Raw genomic sequence first — 19,254 nt, 5'->3', positions numbered from 1 at the left:
AAGGCGCGAAAGCTCGTCAGCGTGGCCGACAGATGCTGTCATCCCCACAGTGCCGGCTCGGGCAGGGCCATGCGCCCGTCCCGGTAAACGATGCCGTGCGGCCAGTCCTCGGCCTGCAGCCATGGGCCGTCGAGATCGCAGACGTCGCATTGCTGGGCCAGCACCATGCCCGGCGCCACCGAGACCGAACCACCGAGCATGCAACCCACCATGAGGCGGAAGCCGGCCGCACGCGCCGCACAGGCCAGCTCCAGCCCGGCCGTCAGGCCGCCGACCTTGTCCAGCTTGATGTTGATGAACTGGTAGCGACCGACCAGGCCAGGCAAGTCGCTTTGCGTGGACAGCGATTCGTCGGCACACAAGGGAATCGGACTCGCATAGCCCGCCAAGCCGGCATCGGCGCCGGCAGCCAACGGCTGCTCGAGCAGATCCACGCGCAGGGGGTGCAGTTGCTGCGTGTACTCGCGCAGCTCCTCGATCGTCCACGCCTGGTTCGCATCGACGATCAGCCGCGCGTGCGGTGCACCGCGGCGCACCGCGGCAATGGCGGCATACGGCGAACCGCGCCCGACCTTGACCTTCAGCCACGCAAACCCGGCGCGTTCACGCGCTGCCGCTTCGTAGGCATCCAGGTCGCGGATGGAAACGGTGACAGCACTTTCGACGGGCTCCCAGCGTGGTGCGGCGGCGCGCTGCCATACCGGCACACCGGTCCGTTTCGCTTCCAGATCCCACAGCGCCGCATCCACGGCATGGCGCGCGCCGCCCGCCGGCAGCACCTCAAGCAGCTCGCGACGGTCGCAGCCGGCCTCGATGGCGGAGCGCACCTGTTCGATCTGCACCAGCATCGTCTGCGGGGTTTCTCCGTGATAAGGCACGCCGCAGGCTTCGCCGCGGCCGACCGTGCCGTTCTCGTGCAACTCGACGATGACCACATGTGCCTCGCTGCGCACGCCGCGCGATATCGCGAACGGCTCTTTCAGCTTCCACGCATGCGCCCGGGCCAGCAGTTTCCGCGCCATGATCGCCGCCTCAACCCAGCAATGAAGCGACGGCGCGATCGAGCGGCGTGCGCATCGGATCGAACGCCGGCACGCCGAGTTCGCGTTCGGCCCGGGCCAGCGCTTCGTGGGCCGCCGCATCGTCCAACGCCGAGGTATTCAGGCTGACGGCCGCCACGCGTACATCGGGATTGGTCAGGCGCGCGATGTGCAAGTAGAGCTGCCGGGCTTCCTGCAGGCTCGGCAGCGAAAAGTCCGGCCAGCTGACCAGATGCGTGCGTGACGGGTCATGGCACAGGATCAGCGCATCCGGCTGCGAGCCGTGCAACAGGCCCAGGGTCACGCCGGCATACGCCGGATGGTAGATCGAGCCCTGCCCCTCGATCAGGTCCCAATGGTCGGGTGCCGCCTCCGGCGAAATGCATTCGGCGGCGCCGGCAATGAAGTCGGCAATCACCGCGTCGATCGCAATGCCCGCCCCCGCAATCATGATGCCGGTCTGGCCGGTGGCGCGGAAATCGGCGTCGATGCCCTGCGTCTGCATGGCCTTGGCCAGCGCCAGCGCGGTGTATTTCTTGCCCAGTGCGCAATCGGTACCGACCATCGCCGCGCGCTTGCCACGGCGACGCTTGCCGGTGGCGCGCGGCAAATTCGCCGGCGGCCGGCGCACGTCAATCAGCGCCACGCCGGCCTGTTCCGCCGCCTGCCGCAGCCCCGGCACCGATTCCAGCGGCGTATGCAGGCCGCTGACGATGTCCAGCCCGGCCTGCACTGCAGCCAACAGGGCTTGCGCCCAATGTGACGGAATCCGCCCGCCCACTGGCGTGACGCCGATCAGCAACGAGCGCGCGCCGGCGGCCGAGGCGCTTGACGGATCAAGCTCCGGCAAACCGAGATCGACATGGCCGCCCGGCATATGCATCTGACCGATGCAGCTTTCCGGCACCCAGTCGCGCAGGCCGAACGCGGTCTTGGCTTTCAGCGGGTTGGTTTCCTCACCGAGGAACAGCAAATAGGGTTTGCGCAGAGTGACCGTGTTGACGGACTGACTCACGAACGTTTCTCCGTTGTCGTGCTTGCGTTATTGCAGCATGCCCCGCATCGCGGCGAATCAGAAGAAACCCGGATTCGCTGTTGCCGGCATCGCGTCTGGTGCTCCCTTGCTGCCCTGTAGGGCCAATGCTAAAAAGCGATCATGACGATGATCGATACCCTCCATGTTCCCGCGACCGACGTTATGGCGAGCGACCGGGCAGCATTGGTCAAGGCGCTGGACATGGATGCGCTGTGGCGGTCCTGCTCGACCCTGATCAGCAAGGCCCTGCCTTGCCACTCCTGCAGCCTGATGTTCGACATCGACGGTTTCGAACCGCAGCGGGGCTGGCACCATCTGGCCGAGTCCCGGGACAGCGGGGCGCAACTGGTGACCAGCCTCGACGTGGCCGCGCCGTATCTTGACGCGAACCCGCAGATTCCCTGGTACACCTTCTCGCAGATCGCGTCTCAGGACGCGCAGGCCGCCGAACGCCTGAAGGCGCAAAACCCGACCGCTGGCTGGCGCGAGTTCATCCACCTCGCGTTCTGGGACGACGCGCGGCTCGAAGCCGTGCTGAGCATCCGCATTCTGGCCCGCCACACCGCGCTGTCCGAGCGCGAGCTGACATTCCTGATGGATTTGTACACGCTGCTCGACGCCAGCCTGCAACGCATCCGCACGCTGGAGCTCGATCGCGCGCGGAATCAAACGTTCGAGGCCCTGCTCTACGGTCTGCCCATCGCCACCGTGTTCGTCGACGAAAACCTGGCGCCGTCGTATATGTCGCAGGAAGCCAGGCGGATTTTCCAGCACTGGCGCGACGACCTGGAAAGCGAAGCACATCTGCCGCGCGCCATCGAAGCGCCGTTGCGTGTGCAGATGCAAGGCCTGCCCGGCGGACTCGAAAACAAGCTGAGTTGCCACGTCGAACATCCACGCGGTGCGGTGCCGCGGCTGCACCTGGAAATCAGCCCGGCGATGCATGCCTCATCCGGGCGGGTGTACTACCTGCTGATCCTCGCCCCGGAAGTCGCGACGCAGGCGGCGCTCGACGCCAGCGAGTCGCCATGGCTGAAAAAATTGTCGCCGAGCGAACGCAAGGTCGCCACCCTGGTCGCCGCCGGCATGCGCAACGATGCCATCGCACAGAAGCTGTGCCGTTCGCGCAAGACGGTGGAAAGCCAGATCAGCTCGATCTTCCGCAAGCTCGACGTCGACAACCGCACGCAACTGGCGCGGTTGCTGAGCTGATACGCGCTTGCGCCCTCAGGGAGCGGGCACGAACAGAAAGTAGTCGTGCACGGCGCGCGCCAACTGCGCGATCGTCTTGTCCTTGGCGGCCCCGTCCCGTGCGGAAACCACGAACACCGTCACCACGACCTCTCCCGCGCCGTCGGGCAACGTGATCACGCCGACGTCGTTGGCCACGTCGGCCACCGACCCGGTCTTGTGCGCCACCGGCGTGCCTTCCGTCAGCATGCCCTTGAGCCGCGACTGGCCGGTGCGGCAGGCGAGCAGGATCGACTTGAGCACGGCGGTCGTTTCCGGCTTGAGCGCCTTGCCCTCCCAGACCAGCGCCAGCAACGATGCCATGCCCGCCGGCGTGCTGGTGTCGCGGGGGTCGGCGTTGTAGATGCCCTTGTCGCGCCGGTAGTCCGCCTCGCCCCGCTTCGCGGATGCCAGCCGGGCATACTCCGCCGGCCCCAGCGGACGCCGGGCGGATGCGTCCGGGTCGCCGTAGAAGTGCGCCAGCATTTCCCAGATGTAGCGGTCCACGCGGATGCCGCGAATGCCCAGCGCGCGCATGCGCTCGTCCACCGCCTGCACGCCGCCACCCAGGCGAATCAGGATGTCGGTGGCATTGTTGTCGCTGACCGTCAGCATCATGTGCAGCAGGTCGCGCACGGTGATCGCCGAACCGGGCGTGAGATGGATATCCATCGGGCCGCCCATTTCCGGGTAGATGTCGCCCTCCTTCAACTGCACCGGCTGGTGCAGGTCCAGCCGCCCCTCGTCGACCAGCCGCAGGATGTGCACGGCCACCGGCAGCTTGACCGTGCTGGCCATCGGAAAGCCGGTGTCCGGGTTCACACTGGCGCTGCGGCCGCTGCGCAAATCCAGCGCATACACGCCCACCGAACCGTCCAGCGACGATGCCAGGCGATCCAGTTCGCGCTGCAGGCCCTCGGCCTGGGGGGGTGCCGTGCCGGTGGCGAGGGTGCCGGCAGCGGGCAGCAGCGCCAGGCACGCCGCCAGCGCTGCCGCTGCCATGAGATGGATACGGGCCGGAGGCCGCCGTGCCGACGAGATGGTTTCATGCATGGTGTTTTCTCTCCCCTGAATGCTTGCCCGGTGTCGCCCTGGTTCAGCGCGCCTTGGATCGTGCCGCCTGCAAAACCCCTGCCCGCTTCAGCGCATCCAGCACCGGCGGCAGCGGCAGCGCCGCGGCGGTGCCGCGATGGCCGTGCACGGTATGCGCGCGGAACAGCGAGTTGACGATGGCTTCCTCGGTCGCCTCGGCGGTGGCCTGGAATAGCGGCGACATCGCTTCGCCGGCCACGCTGCGCGCCGGTTGCACCGCTACGTCCGGGTTGCGCAGGTTTTCCTTCGCGGTGGAAAAAGCGATCACGTAATCGCCCGAACCATTCGACATGTCCGAACCGGTGCGCGCCAGCCCGACCAGCGCACGCCGTGCCAGCCGCTGCAGGTTGGCCGCATCCAGCGGCGCGTCGGTGGCCACCACCATCATGATGCTGCCATCGCCGGTACTCGGCGGCGGCGTCAGGCTGTGCGCGTAGGCAGCGGGATCGGGCAGATGCTTCCACACCGGCACCCCGGCGATGGTCAGCTGCCCGCCGAAGTTGCTTTGCACCAACACGCCGACCGTGTAGCCGCCGTCTTCGGCGCCGAGCCTGCGCGAACTGGTGCCGATGCCGCCCTTCCAGCCGAAGGTGACCGTGCCTGCACCCGCGCCGACGTCGCCCTCTTGCACGTCATCGTGCGAGGCCCGGGTCAAGGCTTGTTCGACCAGCGCCGGCGTCAGCGGGCGCGCGCGGATGTCGCTGAGGTAGCCGTCGTTGGTTTCGCCGATCACCGGGTTGATCGAGCGCACGTTCTCCATGCCCGGCTGGCGCAACAGCCAATCCACGGCGGCGTCGGCGACCTTCCAGGTGCTCAACGTGCCGGTCAGCAGGATCGGCGTCTCGATTTCGCCGAGTTCCTGCACCTGGGTGATGCCGGCCAGCTTGCCGAAGCCGTTGCCGACCACGATCGCGGCAGGCACGCGCTGGCGATACAGGTTGCCGGCGTGCGGCAGGATCGCCGTCACGCCGGTGTGCAGGCGGGTGCCCTCGATCATGGTGGCATGGCCGACGGCGACACCGTCGACATCCGTGATCGCATTGCGCGGTCCTGGCGCCATCGTGCCGATGACCACGCCGACGTCGCGCGCGCGCGGGCGCTGCTCGATCGCGGCGTTCGACGCCAGCGCGTTGGCAGCAGCGAAAAGCAACAGCCAGGCAGACCAGGATTTCATCGTTCACTACTCCGTTCCACGCTATGGCGACAGCGACCTGTATGACACAACGCCGTCGCTTCCGCGACGGCGTCGACGCGTGCATGACCGAGGATCAGAAATCCATGTCCAGGTTCACGTAGTACGAGCGTCCGTTGATGCCGTAAATGGTCTGGTAGAACGGATACCACGTCATGGTGGTGTCCTTGGGTCCGTATTTGTCGAACAGGTTGTCCACGTCCAGACTGAGGCGGATCTTGTCGGTGAGTTTCCTGCTCACGCTGCCGTTCCAGGCCACGTAAGGCTGCAGCCAGCCGGTGCTCTGGTAGTTTCTGCGGGCACCGTTGCGGTAGCCGTACAGACTGGCCGCCCAGCCACCCTGGTTCCAGCTCAGCGTCAGGTTGGTGCGGTCGCGGAAGGCTACCGGCTGGTCGCCGCAGCTGTAGTAGGAGTAGGAACATTTCATGTAGGACACCCACGGGTCGCCCTCCGCCAGCTTCACGTCGTAGCTGAGGGTGCGGCTGTAGCCGGCATTGAGGCTGAGGTTGCCCACCGCGTCCCAGCGCCACGCGTACTTCAGGCTCGCGTCGTAGCCCTTGGTGCGCACGCCGGCCCGGTTGATCGCTTCGAGTGAGTAGCCCGTGAGTTCACCGGCCGTGTCGCGCGTCACCAGGCTGCTGTACAGCTTGCACGCGGCGGAATGGGGATCGACGGCCGCGCCACTGGCGGTCTTGCCCAGCAAGCAGTTGGCATCGTTGCTGAGGATCGTGGTGGCGTCGAGGTATTCGGCCTTGCCCTTCAGATGGATCGACCACCAATCGACACTCAGCGACAATTTGTCGGCGATGTCCCAGACAAAGCCGATGCCATCGGATGCGGCCGTTTCCTCGTGCAGGGCACGATTGTTGCCGCCGCTGCTGTAGTACACACCCTTGTGATAATTGGCCGCGCACTGGCTGGAACCGGCGGTGGTGGTCAGGTCCAGGCCCGCGACACGGCACTGGTAATAGTCGACGGCATAGTCGTCGTAGCTGGTGATCGGATCGCCGTAGATCCACATGATGTTCGGCGCCATGAAGCTGGTGTGGTGGCTGGCGCGTACCAGCAGGCTTTCACGCGGACGCCATTCCAGTGCGGCCTGCCAGGTGAATGCGCCGCCAATCGAGGAGATGTCGTTGTACTTGTCGTAGCGGCCGGCGGTGTTCAGGGTCAGGCTGTCAAGCAACGGCACGCGCAACTCCAGGCCCGCGCCTGCGCGGTTGCGTGCGCCGCCGCCGGTGATGGCGGTGTAGTTGAAGGTGCTGTCCGCGCCGCTGTAGGTGCCGACACTGCGGCTGTCCGGGTTGAGGCGGTAGGTGGAATGTTCCGCCTCGGCCAGTGCCGCCATCTCCACATCGCCCGCCGGCAGGGTGAAAAGCGGGCCGCTGAACACGAACTGTGCCTGCGAGGTCTGCGATACGTTTCTGTTGCGGATCTTGTCGGTCATCGCGGCGTAATCGCTGGCCGTGACCAGGCCAAACAGCCGGCTGTAGTCGAGATCGTAGATCGGCGAGCCGTCACCGGTAGTACCAACTGCCGGGCCGAACAGGTAGCTGTTGACCTTGTTGGTGAGGAGCTGCCTCCAGCTGCTCTTCATCTCATCGCGCGACAGGCTGAGGCTGGCATCCCAGTCGAAGCGGTCCGCGATCGTGCCGCGCGCTCCGGCCACCGCGCTGATCAGGTTTTCGTTCCACGTGCGTATGGGCGTGCCGCCCATGTCGCTGGGTACCAGGGCGCGCCAGTACTCGAACTGGTTTACGCCGCCGCCGACGTTGTAGTAGGCGTCGCCCGCGTTGTAGAGGTATTGGCTGGTGCGGTTGGCGCTCTGCTCGCGCGAGTGCTGTACCAGGAACTGGCCATAACCCTTGATGTGGTCGGTGAACTGGTAGCTGCCGGAGACGTAGGCGGACGTCTTGTTGTATTTGTTGGACAGGATGTCGCCATCGTAGTAGTTGGCGTTGCCGCAGGTGTAGGGTGAGGTGTCGCTGCTCGATCCGTACATCGGGAAGTAGCTGGGGCCTAGGCTGCGGCAGGAATAGGCCAGCGCCGAGCCATCGGTGTCGTCGGAGCCGGCAACCAGACTGCCGCTGCTGTTCAACCACAGGTAGTCGTCGACCGAGTAGTCATACAGCGCCGAATCCAGACCATAGGTCGGGCGAGTCGAGCCGGCGTTGCCGGGGGCGTTCATGCCGGTGAGAATCACGTTCGAGCGTTGCGCCGAGCGGATCGGCTTGCGATTCAACTGCTCGAAGGCATAGGTGACGCTGCCGCGGTCCCAGCCGTGGCCGCCGCTGAACTGGATGTTGCCGGTGCCGCTGCCGCCGCGCGACGTGTCGCCGCCGCGAAGGCGCAGGTGATTCCCGTCCCAGCGATCCTTGGTAATGATATTGACCACACCGGCCACCGCATCGGAGCCGTAGATGGCCGATGCGCCGCCGCTGAGCACTTCGATGCGCTCGACCGCCGCCATCGGAATGCTGCCGATGCTGACGCCGGTCATGGCTGCGCCGGAACTCGCTGCGTACGCAGCCATGCGCTTGCCGTTGAGCAGGATCAACTGGTAGCCCACGCCCAGCCCGCGCAGGTTGAGGAATTCAGCACCGGGCTGATTGAGGTAGGCCTCATTGTTGCTCAACTGCTTGATCGGCGACTGGCCGTTGTTGCTGGTCAAGGTGCCCAAGGCCTCGGCGATGGTGCTGAAGCCCTGTTTCCTGAGATCGTCGGCCGTAATCGTCACCACCGGCGACGGGCCTTCGATCTGGGCGCGCTTGATGCGCGAACCGGTGACCTCCACCATGTCGAGGGTCTTCACCTTCTTGTCGTCGGCGTCAGCCGTCTGTTGCGCATCCTGCGTCGGCGTGGCTTGCGCGTCCGTGGTGGCTTGCGCGCTGGCTGGCATCACCGTCGCCGACATGGCCAACCCGACGATGATCGCAGCGGCGAGACAGCAACGCTGCGGTTGGGAATTGCGAATAGACATGACTGCATCTCTCCCCTGGGCAAGTGCGACGTGGCATGGCTGGCTGAAAGACGACTGCACTGACGCGTTGCGCACGCCTGCAGCCGGATAGCCCATGCTGCGGTAGACATCGTCACAAACGCATCGGGAGAAACCCCTAAGCAACCACTCCGGGCGCAATCCATGCCGCCACACGTCCACGGCCGCGCTCGCCGATAAAGCCGTGCCTCACTCTGGGGTGCAAAAAAGGCCGCACTGGATGAGCTCGAGCGCGTTGAGGATTACCCGAGTCCGGACGTGAGAACGCCAGCAACGCGTTGCCCATGTTCGCTTCGACAATGTCCGCCATCCACGCGGTCGACGGCTGCGTCCGCCGCGAGTCCGATCAAGTGCAGGGCAATTGAGCCGAGCGTGCACGGTGAATACGTGGTGGGCTACGGCGGACGCTGACTGCCGGCTGCTGCAACGGATCAGTGATCGTCGCGGCCTGCCGGCCCGGCTCGCGAATCAGCCGCTGGAATGCGCGCGTTCGAGCAGCAACGCACGCTCGCGGGCATGGGGGGGGGTCAGCGCAGCGGCACGCTCGAATTCCAGCCGCGCCTCGTGCGGGCGTTCGAGCTTGACCAGCAAGTCGCCGCGCTCCGCTGGCAGCAAGTGGCAGAGCACAGCCTTCACACGGCAGATGCCGCAAGTTCGATCCTTGCATCGCCCACCACCGAACTCGACGGACAAGGGCCCGGCGCCGCCAGGGCCCCGGTCCGTTCCGGCCATGCGTACGCAGGCTCAGGAGCGGAAGTTTTCCAGCACGTGCTCGACCAGCAACGCGAGGAAGGCTTCGCGCGCGCGCCGGTACTCGAGGTCGGACGGGCCGGCCAAGGCGGCGCGGTGCATGGCCCGGTGGCTGGCATCCAGCACGCTGTCGAGTTCCGGTCGGTGCAGGTATTCGCCGGGATCGCAACTGATCTGCGCATGCCGGGCCCAGAAGGCCGGCTCGGGCGGCAAGGCGACGAACTGCTCCTCCCAGCGCAGCTCGCCGGCGAGCGCGCCCAGCCCGGTCTGCGGCCATGCGGAGCCCTGCATCCAGCGGTGATTCCGCAGCCAGGCGGGCAAGGCGTCGGCCGGCATCGGCCGCGCCAGCACGTAGCCCTGGCCGAAATCCGCGCCAAGGATCGTCGCAGCCTCGACCAGCTCGGGCGACTCCAGCCCTTCGACGACCACTTCGAGCCGCAGGTCGTGCCCGATCCGGATCAGCTGGCGGATGAAGCGCAAGGTGCCCAGCGGGTCCTGCCGGACCTGGCTGACGATCGCCTGGTCGATCTTGATCCGGTCGAACGGCCACTGGCGCAGACGAATCAGCGAACTGTAGCCCGCGCCGAGATCGTCCTCGACCAGGCGTACGCCCAGGGCCTTGAGCGACTGCATGCCTGAGTCCTGCGGCACAGCGACATGCTCGGTGCCGATCGGCGACTCGAGTATCTCGAACAGCAGCGCCCGCGCCTCGCAGCCACTGTCGGCAATGACCGCCGCCGCCACCTCGGCATAGCGCGGATCCTCCAGCGCAGCCGCCGGCGCATTCACCGAGACGTCCAGCACATGGCCCGCCTGCAGCAGCCATTCGCGGCAGGCAGTGGCCTGGGTCAGCCCCTGGCGGAACAGTACGAGCAGGTCGTCCGCGCCCAGCGCTGGAAGAAACCTGGCCGGCGCCAGCAGTTCGCCGTCATCGTCGCGCAAGCGCGCCAGCGCCTCGATCTCGGCAACCCGGCCATCGACCAGCCTGACCAGCGGCTGGTAGTGCATCTGCAGCGCCTCGGTCGCCACCGCCGCACGCCAGCGCTCGCGCACGAAGAACGGCAGCAGTTCGGTGCCCTGGCGCGGCGGCGCCAGGCGCGCCAGGGCAAGGTCGAGCACGGTCTTGATCTGCTCGAGGAAGGCCCGCTGGTCTTCGCTGTGGAAACCGCCGGCGTACGGGCTGTACACGGTCAGCACGGCCACCGGCTGCCGCGGCGAAGGGCACAGCGGAATGGCCACGTTGGAGACCACCCCCAGGCCCAGCGCGATGTCGCGCCAGCCCGCCATCGACGGGTCGCTGCCGTAATGGGCGCAACGCTGGATCCTCGCCGTGCGCCAGGCGCGCCCGCTGGGGCCCCTTCCCTCCGCATGATCCGCATCGACGCGGATCGGCAGCGCCTTGCCGCTGACCAGCGCGTGCAGGTATTCGGCAAAGGCCGTTCCCGCCACCGCCTCGTAGGTCAGCTGGCCCGACGCGTCCGGCCGTCCCGCCGAACAGGCGACGATTTCCGTGTGCGACACCAGGATGTCGGCCACGCCCTGGATCAGTTCCAGGTAGCTCTCGGCCGCCCACGCCAGCGCATTGATCCTGGCCAGCAGGGCCACCCGGCGGCGTTGCAGTTCGCGCATGCTCTCCAGTTGCCACTGCCGCTCCATGCCCAGCCGTTGCAGCAGGACCGCCAGCGCGCGGCGGTCGGCCCGGCTGACGCCGGCCAGCGCGTTCGCCAGGATGTCGCGCAGTTGCTCGACCGCTTCCAGCAGCCAGACTTCCTCCAGTCCGCAGGCGGCATGGAACCAACCGGCCCGGGTCGCCCGGGCATGATGGCCGGCCGCGTCGAGATCCGCCCGCAACAGGGCCTGCAGGTGCTGCAGCTGGTGCTGCTCGAACGCCTTCAGGTCCGCAGGCGGGAGCAGGTCCAGCAGCCTGGCGATGCCGTCGTGCGAACGCAACCCGGCGTGGAAGCTCTTCACGATGCCGGGCAGCCGCGGCCCCCACGCTGCGCTGCAGGCGCCCAGCAGCATGGCTGCATGTTCGCCGTAAGGCGGCGCGGCAGCATCCAGCTCGTCGGCATGGTCCGTCGCGCCGTCGGGCGAAACCAGCGACCACCAGCGCGAGCGGTAGCGCTTGCGCGACTTGACCTGGTACATCGCCTGGTCGGCGCGGCGCAGCAGTTGCTCGCCGGTGGCCAGGACCTCGCCGGAATACATCGCCACGCCCAGGCTGGCGCCCACCAGCATAGCCTCGCCGTCGATCGTCATCGGCAGCCGCAGGACTTCGCCAATGCGTTCCAGCAGCCCGTCGACATCCGCTTCGGATTCGAGATCCTCGAATACCAGCACGAACTCGTCGCCGCCCAGCCTGGCTACGTAGTCGTCGGCACGGAGCATCTGGCGGAACCGGTTCGCCATCTCGACCAGCAGGCGATCGCCCATGGCGTGGCCGTGGCGGTCGTTGATCGGCTTCAGGTCGTCCAGGTCGAGCAGCCCCACCGCCGCCAGTCGTCCGCGCCGCCGGGCGCGTGCCAGCACGGTCTCGAGGTGCCGGTCCAGTGCACGTCGGTTGGGCAGCCCGGTAAGGTCGTCATGCAGGGCCAGGTAGGTCTGCCGTTCCTGCTCCTGCAACAGGGCGTGCCGCTGCGCGTGCTGGCGCAGCGCCAGGCCGGTCGCGTCGGCGATCTCGTCCAGCAGGCGGCACATCTCGTCGTCGAAGGCGTCCGGTTCGGCGGTGACCACCGCGAAGACGCCGGTCGGCACCCGCCTGGCGCCGACCGCCTCGACCGAGGAGGCGAACAACGGCCAGCAGCCGACCGCGCCGGCGTGGTCGAGCAGTTCCTTGCGAAACGCCAGATCAGTCGGCGACGCATTGCGCGAACGGCGCCGGATGACCGGCACCCCCTGCATGAAAGCCTGCGTCGGCGCAAACACGGCAGGGCCGTCATCGTGCCGCGGCGGCAGCGGCAGGCTGCGCAGGATCCCGGCAATCGGGCCGACCAGGGCCACCCGCCGCAGCACGTGGTCGGTGCCGTCGGCGGCGAACACGTCGACGGCAGCAGCACCGGCGATGTCGGCCAGCGACTGGGCCAGCGTGCGGTAGACCGACTCCGGGTCGGGCTGTTCGAGCAGGGCGCGCTGGATCGCGCGCTGCGCATCGCGGTAACGGCTCATCCGCGCACTGCGCTCCAGCAGCAGCTGGTGGTCCCAGAACCGGCCCAGCTCATCGGCCAGCCGCTGCGCCCAGTCGAGCAGCTCCCCGCTCAGGCTGGGGCCGTCGTCGCGGGAGTAGGCGGCCAGTACCAGTTGGCCGTCGTCGCGCGTCCGCGAGGCGGCCACGATGCAGGAACCGAAGCCGTGCCGCTGCGCAGCGGCGTGCCACGGCATGAACTCCGGCGCGTCGACCGAAGTCACCCTGGCCTGCTGCTGGCGCAGCACCATCCCCACCGGCCCGCGGCCACCAGACTCGGACTCGTCCGCGCTGAGGCGCAGTGCGGCCGCATAGTCCGCGGCGGGGCCCGCTGCCGCCAGGATCTCGACGGCACTGCGCCCCGGCTCGCGCCGCCCGATCCAGACCAGCGGAAGATCCATCGTCGAGGCCAGGATGCCCGCGATCGTGACCATCACCTGGCGACGGTCGCGATCGGGTGCCGCGTGCAGCAGCGCAAGGGTTTCCGCCACGCTTCGGTAGAAGCGTTCGCGAAGTTCGCTGCGTGCCTGTTCCTGGCTGTTCATCCGCCTGCGAGTTCCCCTCCGAACGAATCGTTGGTCGTCGGCATACTTCATCACGGGAGCAGGCATCAAATCCATCGTGCACCGCGGTGCGCGCACGCCTCCGGACCCGTCGCCGCTCACCCGGGCGACGCACCCTCCCCGCAAGCCTGCGCGCGCCGATGCATCAACTCGCGCTCGCGCCGGTTCATGGCCAGCGCGGCGGCCCGTTCGAACTCCTGCCGCGCCTCGTCGACACGCCCCAGCCGGACCAGCAGATCGCCCCGCACCGCGGGCAGCAGGTGGTAGCGCTGCAGGCTCGGCTCGCCGCTCAGCGCATCGACCAGTGCGAGGCCCGCCTCCGCGCCGTCCGCCATGCCCACGGCCACCGCACGGTTGAGCTCGACGATCGGCGACGGCGCCACCCGGGCCAGGGTCGCATACAACGCGGCGATGCCTGGCCAATCGGTTTCCGCGCCGCTCAGCGCGCGCGCGTGGCAGGCCGCGATCGCCGCCTGCAGCGCATACGGACCCAGCGCGCCGCCCAGCTTCCCGGCCCGCTCCAGCGCGGCCAGGCCACGGCGGATCAGCAGCCGGTCCCACAACGCCCGATCCTGTTCCAGCAGCAGGATCGGCTCGCCGTGCGCGTCCACGCGTGCGCGCGAACGCGAGGCCTGCAATTCCATCAGCGCCACCAGGCCATGCACCTCGGGCTCGCGCGGCATCAGCCCGGCCAGCACCCGGCCCAGGCGCAGGGCGTCCTCGCACAGGGACGGGCGCATCCAGTCGTCGCCGGCGGTGGCCGAGTAGCCCTCGTTGAAGATCAGGTAGATCACGCCGAGCACCGACGCAAGGCGCCCGGCGATCTCGTCGCCGCGGGGCACCTCGTACGCCACCGCGGCCTTGGCCAGGCTGCGCTTGGCGCGCACGATGCGCTGCGCGATGGTCGGCTCGGGCACCAGGAAGGCGCGTGCGATCTCCTCCGTGGTCAGGCCGCCAAGCAGACGCAGGGTCAGCGCCACCCGCGCTTCCATGGAAAGCAGCGGATGGCAGGCGGTGAAGATCAGCCGCAGCAGGTCGTCGCCGAACGGATCGTCCAGCGCCGCCTCGACGGCGGACCTTGCCGAAGCCTGCTCATGTTCCAGCTCGTGCATCAGTTGCTCGTGCTTGCGTTCGAGCAGCTTGCTGCGGCGCAGCCGGTCGATCGCGCGATGCTTCGCGGTGGTCATCAGCCAGGCGCCGGGGTTGTCCGGCACGCCGGTCTGCGGCCACTGCTCCAACGCCACCACCAGCGCATCCTGCGCCAGCTCCTCGGCCAGGCCGACATCGCGCAGCATGCGGGTGAGGCCCGCGATCAGCCGGGCCGACTCGATCCGCCAGACGGCGTCGATGGTGCGATGGGTTTCGGTCACGCTCATGGCGACCGATGACAACATCCCCACTGCGCCGGCGCAAGGCCGCAGGCCACGCCTTGCCGACTCCCCACTCCCGCTCCCGACGCCTTCCGTCAGGGCACGGCAACGGGGCGGCGGCAAAGAGCATCCCGGTCCGCGTCATCCGCCTGCCCGTCGATGCCCCGGGTCAACGCCTGCTGCACGTCCGCGGCAAGATCGGCAAACTCCTGCACCCGCTGCAGTTCGATGGTCTCGCCGGCCGCCGCCGGGCACCGCAAGGCCCAGGCGATGGCCTCGTCCAGCGACGCGACATCGATCATCCAGTAGCCGGCGGGCGCGCCCATCGTTCCGCTGCGCGGGCCGTCGACGAGCGCGGGCCTGCCGTCGGCGAAGAACACGCGCGCGCCCGTCGACGGCGGGCACAGTCCGTCCAGCGCAAGCAGCACGCCGGCCCGCCATAGCGCCTGGTTGTACTGCGCCATCGCGGCCACGCCGTCGGCATCGTGCACATTCCCCGATGCCCCGCCTTCGTCTGCAGCGGGGATCAGCCACATCATGAAACGCATGGCGGTTGCCCTCCGGCATGCCCTCGCCAGGATGGACGCGTGACCCGGCTCATGATTTCGCGGCGAGCTGCGCGCGCAACCGCTCCTCCTGCTCGCGCAGCTCGGGAGTGAACTCGGCGCCGAAATCCTCGGACTCGAACACCTGGCGGATCTCGACCTCGGCATCGTCGTCGAACGGCGCGCGCTTGAGCCATTCGACCGCCTCGGCCATCGACTTCACCTGCCACAGCCAGAAGCCGGCCACCAGTTCCTTCGTCTCCGCGAACGGCCCCTCGGTCACCGTGCGCGCGCGGCCGGAGAACTTCACCCGCACGCCCTTCGAACTGGGCTGCAGACCCTCGCCCGCCAGCATGATGCCGGCCTTCACCAGCTCCTCGTTGTAGTGACCCATCGCGGTCAGCAGTTGCTCGCCGGGCATCACGCCGGCCTCCGAATCCGCGTTCGCCTTGACTATCACCATGCATCGCATCGTCGTGTCTCCTCTTGGATGGACGAGGACCAGGTAATCCCGACCTCTGTTCGAATGACGAACGGCAGGCGAGCAAATCGACGCGTCCCCATGCTCCTCCCCCTGCGACCGAAGGAAGTCCCTTGAGGGGCAACGCAGGGGAGGGCTGTGACCGAAGGGAATCCCTTTTGGGAGGGTGGGGCCGATCTTGCTCCGATGCTCCAAGTCCGGAGCCTCCCTCGCCGAACCACCCCCCGTCGCAAACGACGAGCCACGGCTCGGTATGCTGTGGGGGTTGCATCGAGCAGGACAGGAAGGATGAGGGAAAACCCACGCGGACTGATCGTCCATCGCGGCAGCCGCACCGAGCGGCTGGCCGACGCGCTGGCGCTGCAGCTCGAAGCGCAGCGGCCGGCCAACCCGCTGGCGAAGCAGACCGTGGTGGTGGCGCACCCGGGGCTGCAGCGCTGGCTGCTCGGCCACCTGGCACAACGCAACGGCCGGCACGGCGGCCACGGCATCGCCGCCAACATCGAGATGATCCTGCCGTGGCAGTGGTTCGAGCGCACGGCGCGCCGCGTGCTGGGCGACGAGGCGCTGATCGGCGGCGCGTACCGGCACGAACTGCTGCGCTGGCGCCTGCTGGCAGCGCTGCCCACGCTGCAGGCGCCGGAAGTCGCGGCCTATCTGAACGGCGACGGCGCCGCGCGGCGCGGCTTCCAGCTCGCCGATCACCTGGCCGGGCTGTACACCCAATATCTGATCTACCGGCCGGACTGGATCCTCGACTGGGAGCAGCACCCGACGCGGCACGCCGGCGACTGGCAGGCCGTGCTGTGGCAGCGGCTGCGCGCCACCATTCCGCGGCCGCACCGCGCGCAGCGCAGCGCCGCCCTGCTCGACGCACTGCGTGCCGGCAACGACCTGGCCAACGATCCGCCGCTGCACGTGTTCGGCGTCAGCCACTTGCCGCCGGACGTGCTGGCCGCATTGCAGGCCGCCGCACTGCACGTGCCGGTGCACCTGTACTTTCCCGACCCCTGCCGCGAGCACTGGGTCTATCTGCGCCGGCAGCGCTTCCTGCTCGCCCATGCGGACGACCCGGAAGCGCTGTACTACGAAGTCGGCCATCCGCTGCTGGTGGCGCTCGGGCGCATCGCACAGGATTTCTGCCTCACCCTGGACGAGTGCGACGCCATCGAGGAGCGCGACCCGCTCGACGAGGCCGAACCGCTCGACGGCGCCACCACGCTGCTCGCCCGGCTGCAATCGAGCATCCGCTGCCTGCAGCCGGAACTGGTCGGCGCGCCGGTCCGCGAACAACGGGCCGGTGGTGCCGACCTGGGCGAGATCCTGCCGGCGTTGCGCCACGACGCCAGCCTGCGTGTGCACGCCTGCCACACCCGCCTGCGCGAGCTGGAGGTACTGAAGAACGCCTTGCTGCGCTGCCTGGCCGACGAGCCGACCCTGCAGCACCGCGACATCGTGGTGATGGCGCCGGACATCGGCGCCTACGCCCCGTACCTGGCGGCGGTGTTCGGCGAGCCGGCGCAATACCGCAGCGACCCGCTGCACATTCCCTGGCACCTGGCCGACGTCGGGCTGGCCCGGGCGCACCCGCTGATGAGCGCGTTCGCGCGAGTGCTGGACCTGGCCGAGAGCCGCTTCACGGTCAGCGAAGTGCTGGACTTCCTCGACGTGCCGGCGGTGGCACGCCGTTTCGCGATCGACCCCGGCGGCCGTGACGCACTGGAACGCTGGCTGCGCCGGGCACGCGTGGCATGGGGCCTGGATGCCGCGATGAAGGCCGAGGCCGGCGCGGCCGCGGTCGGCGCGAACTCGTGGCAGTTCGGCCTGGACCGCATGTATGCCGGGCTGATCGTGGGCCAGGATGGCGATGACGAACTGCTCGACGACATCCTGCCGCTGCAGGGCGTCGCCGGCAGCGCAGTGGAGGCGCTGGGCCAGCTCGATCGCCTGCTCGGCGAGCTGCGCCAGCTGCGCCACGCCTTCGCCGGCGCGCGCCCGCTGGCCGCATGGAGCGCCTGGCTGCTGGAACGGCTCGACGCGTTGTTCCTCGCCGACCCGCGCGACGGCGCCGAACAGAACGCGCTGGACAGCCTGCGCCGACTCGTCGCCGGTCTCGCCGGCCAGGCCGCCGAGACCGGCATCGACGCGCCGCTGCCATGGAGCGTGGTGCGCGAGGCGCTGCGCGGCGAACTCGACGCCGTGCCGGAGCGCCAGGGCTTCCTGCTCGGCGGGGTAACCTTCTGCGGGCTGGTGCCGCAGCGCTCGATCCCGTTCCGCGTGGTCTGCCTGCTCGGCATGAACGAGGGCGAGTTCCCGCGCCCCGGCCACGACGCCGGGCTCAACCGCCTGCTCAGCCAGCCGCGCCGCGGCGACCGCGACACCCGCAGCGAGGACCGCTACCTGTTCCTCGAAGCGCTGATGTCCGCACGCGACACGCTGCACATCAGCTACGTCGGCGAAGGCGTGCGCGACGGCAAGCCGCGCAACCCCGCCGCGCCGCTGGCCGAACTGCTGCAGTTCCTCGACGAGCAGCACGCGCTGGCCGCCGACGACGGGACCGAACGCCCCTGGTACGTCCGCCATCCACTGCAGCCATTCGACGCGCGCTACTACGAGCGCGACACAGCGGGCCGACCCCGCCATGACCCGCGGCTGTTCTCCTACGAGTCAGCGTTCCTCGCCGCCGCGCCAGCCGGCACCGGTACACCGCCTTTCCTCGGCCTGCCGGCGACCGCGCCGCAAGCTGTGGCCGCCGGCGAAATCACCCTCGACGCACTCGGGCGCTTCTGGCGCGACCCCGCGCGCGACGCCCTGCTGCGCGGCCAGGGCATCAGCCTGCAGGCACTGGACGACAACGGCTGGCCGGATCGCGAGCCGCTGGAAACGCCGCTGGAGAAGATCGAGCGGGTCGACCACCGCCTGCTGTTCGAGGCGCTCGCCGCCGGCCGCGACGAACTGCCCGCCGCGCCGCCGGCCTGGCTCGCCCACTCCGGCATGCTGGCCGGCGGCGCGATCGGCGAACGGACCTGGATCCAGTTGCGCGACGCACTGCACCCTCTGCTCGCGCAGGCCCGCCCCCTGTTCGCCGACGCCGGCGCGCAGGCGCAGGCCCAGGCGATCGACCTGGACCTCGGCGGCGGCCGGCGCCTGACCGGCGTGGTCGACCGCGTGTTCCGCAGCGCCGATGGCGGCTTGCTGTGGTTCGACGCCCGCCCGAGGCGCGCCGCCAACCTGAAAGACCTGCTCGGTTTCTACATCGACTGGGCCTGCCTGCAACTGGCCCGCGCCGGCGACGGCCCGCCCCTGCGGGCCACGCTGCTGGAACAGGTACGCCGCATGCGCAACGGCCGCAGCGTGCTGGTGGTCCAGGCGGGCATGCTCGACACCATCCTGGCGCAGGACAGCGACCAGCTGCGCCACGGCCTGCGCCACCTGGTCGAGGCCTGCCTGTCCGCCGGACGACGACCGCTGCTGTTCTTCCCGCGCACCGCGCAGGCCTGGGCCACCAGCGAGCCGGAAGACCGCCTCGCCAAGGCGACGGCGGCGTGGGAAGGCGACGGCTTCAACCCCGGCGAGCGCGACTACGCACCCGGCTACGCGGCCCTGCTCAGCCGCGGACTGGACCTGTTCGATCCTGTCGGCCCCGCGTACCGCGCCTTCGTCGCCGCCACCGAGCTGGTCTGCAGCGTGCTCGACCCTGACCATGCAAGCCTGTTGAAGAACCCTGCCGATGATCGCTGATTCGCACCATGCCGGCGGGCCGTGCCCGCCCTACA

11 protein-coding genes and 1 pseudogene are annotated in these 19,254 nt (G+C 68.8%); 2 read left to right on the top strand and 10 right to left on the bottom strand.

All coding sequences use genetic code 11. The features are described from left to right. Positions 1-38 precede the first annotated feature (38 nt). Both dgcA and R5H19_RS05395 read right to left on the bottom strand, forming a co-directional pair. Positions 39-1,022: an N-acetyl-D-Glu racemase DgcA gene (gene dgcA / locus R5H19_RS05400; RefSeq protein WP_318157923.1), complete on the bottom strand. Its 984-nt coding sequence runs from the start codon at positions 1,020-1,022 to the stop codon at positions 39-41. A 10-nt stretch (positions 1,023-1,032) separates the two neighbouring features. Then, positions 1,033-2,055 carry a DUF1611 domain-containing protein gene (locus tag R5H19_RS05395; protein WP_318157922.1) on the bottom strand — a complete coding sequence of 341 codons (1,023 nt, stop codon included), beginning with the start codon at positions 2,053-2,055 and terminating at the stop codon, positions 1,033-1,035. A 147-nt stretch (positions 2,056-2,202) separates the two neighbouring features. Here R5H19_RS05395 and R5H19_RS05390 point away from each other — a divergent pair, with 147 nt between their 5' ends. After that, on the top strand, positions 2,203-3,288 hold the full coding sequence (locus R5H19_RS05390; RefSeq protein ID WP_318157921.1) for a LuxR C-terminal-related transcriptional regulator: 1,086 nt from the start codon (positions 2,203-2,205) through the stop codon (positions 3,286-3,288). Between the two features lie 15 nt (positions 3,289-3,303). Here R5H19_RS05390 and bla read toward each other — a convergent pair whose 3' ends face one another. The 8 genes and pseudogenes from bla to R5H19_RS05350 form a co-directional block, all read right to left on the bottom strand. Next, entirely contained in the window at positions 3,304-4,308 is a 1,005-nt protein-coding gene (gene bla / locus R5H19_RS05385; RefSeq protein WP_318157920.1) for a class A beta-lactamase, read from the bottom strand. Positions 4,309-4,402: 94 nt separating this feature from the next. Beyond that, positions 4,403-5,572 (bottom strand): P1 family peptidase, encoded by a 1,170-nt coding sequence (locus tag R5H19_RS05380; protein ID WP_318157919.1) that lies wholly within the window; start codon positions 5,570-5,572, stop codon positions 4,403-4,405. A gap of 94 nt (positions 5,573-5,666) precedes the next feature. Beyond that, positions 5,667-8,570, bottom strand: coding sequence for a TonB-dependent receptor (locus R5H19_RS05375; RefSeq protein ID WP_318157918.1), 2,904 nt, complete (start codon positions 8,568-8,570; stop codon positions 5,667-5,669). 486 nt (positions 8,571-9,056) lie between these two features. Next, positions 9,057-9,206 (bottom strand): annotated as a pseudogene (locus R5H19_RS05370) (RNA polymerase subunit sigma-24); the annotation flags it as partial. Between the two features lie 126 nt (positions 9,207-9,332). Then, positions 9,333-13,064, bottom strand: coding sequence for an EAL domain-containing protein (locus R5H19_RS05365; RefSeq protein ID WP_318157917.1), 3,732 nt, complete (start codon positions 13,062-13,064; stop codon positions 9,333-9,335). Between the two features lie 116 nt (positions 13,065-13,180). Continuing rightward, entirely contained in the window at positions 13,181-14,458 is a 1,278-nt protein-coding gene (locus R5H19_RS05360; protein ID WP_318157916.1) for an RNA polymerase sigma factor, read from the bottom strand. Positions 14,459-14,547: 89 nt separating this feature from the next. After that, positions 14,548-15,000, bottom strand: a complete 453-nt coding sequence (locus R5H19_RS05355) for a YciI family protein (RefSeq protein ID WP_318157915.1) — start codon at positions 14,998-15,000, stop codon at positions 14,548-14,550. A 49-nt stretch (positions 15,001-15,049) separates the two neighbouring features. Continuing rightward, a complete protein-coding gene (locus R5H19_RS05350; RefSeq protein ID WP_318157914.1) occupies positions 15,050-15,469 on the bottom strand; it encodes a YciI family protein in 420 nt (139 codons plus the stop codon). Positions 15,470-15,766: 297 nt separating this feature from the next. Between R5H19_RS05350 and recC the strand changes: the two genes are divergently transcribed. Further along, positions 15,767-19,219 carry an exodeoxyribonuclease V subunit gamma gene (gene recC, locus R5H19_RS05345; protein ID WP_318157913.1) on the top strand — a complete coding sequence of 1,151 codons (3,453 nt, stop codon included), beginning with the start codon at positions 15,767-15,769 and terminating at the stop codon, positions 19,217-19,219. The last annotated feature ends 35 nt before the right edge of the window (positions 19,220-19,254 follow it).

This window comes from Rhodanobacter sp. KK11, assembly GCF_033345435.1.
In the GTDB taxonomy this organism is placed as follows: domain Bacteria; phylum Pseudomonadota; class Gammaproteobacteria; order Xanthomonadales; family Rhodanobacteraceae; genus Rhodanobacter.
This window is presented reverse-complemented; position numbering and strand designations above follow the sequence as displayed.

Bases quoted from the DNA above. Each gene is read 5' to 3' on its own strand.
- dgcA (WP_318157923.1), bottom strand. From the start codon at position 1,022: ATGGCGCGGAAACTGCTGGCCCGGGCGCATGCGTGGAAGCTGAAAGAG.
- R5H19_RS05390 (WP_318157921.1), top strand. From the start codon at position 2,203: ATGATCGATACCCTCCATGTTCCCGCGACCGACGTTATGGCGAGCGAC.
- bla (WP_318157920.1), bottom strand. From the start codon at position 4,308: ATGGCAGCGGCAGCGCTGGCGGCGTGCCTGGCGCTGCTGCCCGCTGCC.
- R5H19_RS05380 (WP_318157919.1), bottom strand. From the start codon at position 5,572: ATGAAATCCTGGTCTGCCTGGCTGTTGCTTTTCGCTGCTGCCAACGCG.
- R5H19_RS05375 (WP_318157918.1), bottom strand. From the start codon at position 8,570: ATGTCTATTCGCAATTCCCAACCGCAGCGTTGCTGTCTCGCCGCTGCG.
- R5H19_RS05365 (WP_318157917.1), bottom strand. From the start codon at position 13,064: ATGAACAGCCAGGAACAGGCACGCAGCGAACTTCGCGAACGCTTCTAC.
- R5H19_RS05360 (WP_318157916.1), bottom strand. From the start codon at position 14,458: ATGAGCGTGACCGAAACCCATCGCACCATCGACGCCGTCTGGCGGATC.
- R5H19_RS05355 (WP_318157915.1), bottom strand. From the start codon at position 15,000: ATGCGTTTCATGATGTGGCTGATCCCCGCTGCAGACGAAGGCGGGGCA.
- R5H19_RS05350 (WP_318157914.1), bottom strand. From the start codon at position 15,469: ATGCGATGCATGGTGATAGTCAAGGCGAACGCGGATTCGGAGGCCGGC.
- recC (WP_318157913.1), top strand. From the start codon at position 15,767: ATGAGGGAAAACCCACGCGGACTGATCGTCCATCGCGGCAGCCGCACC.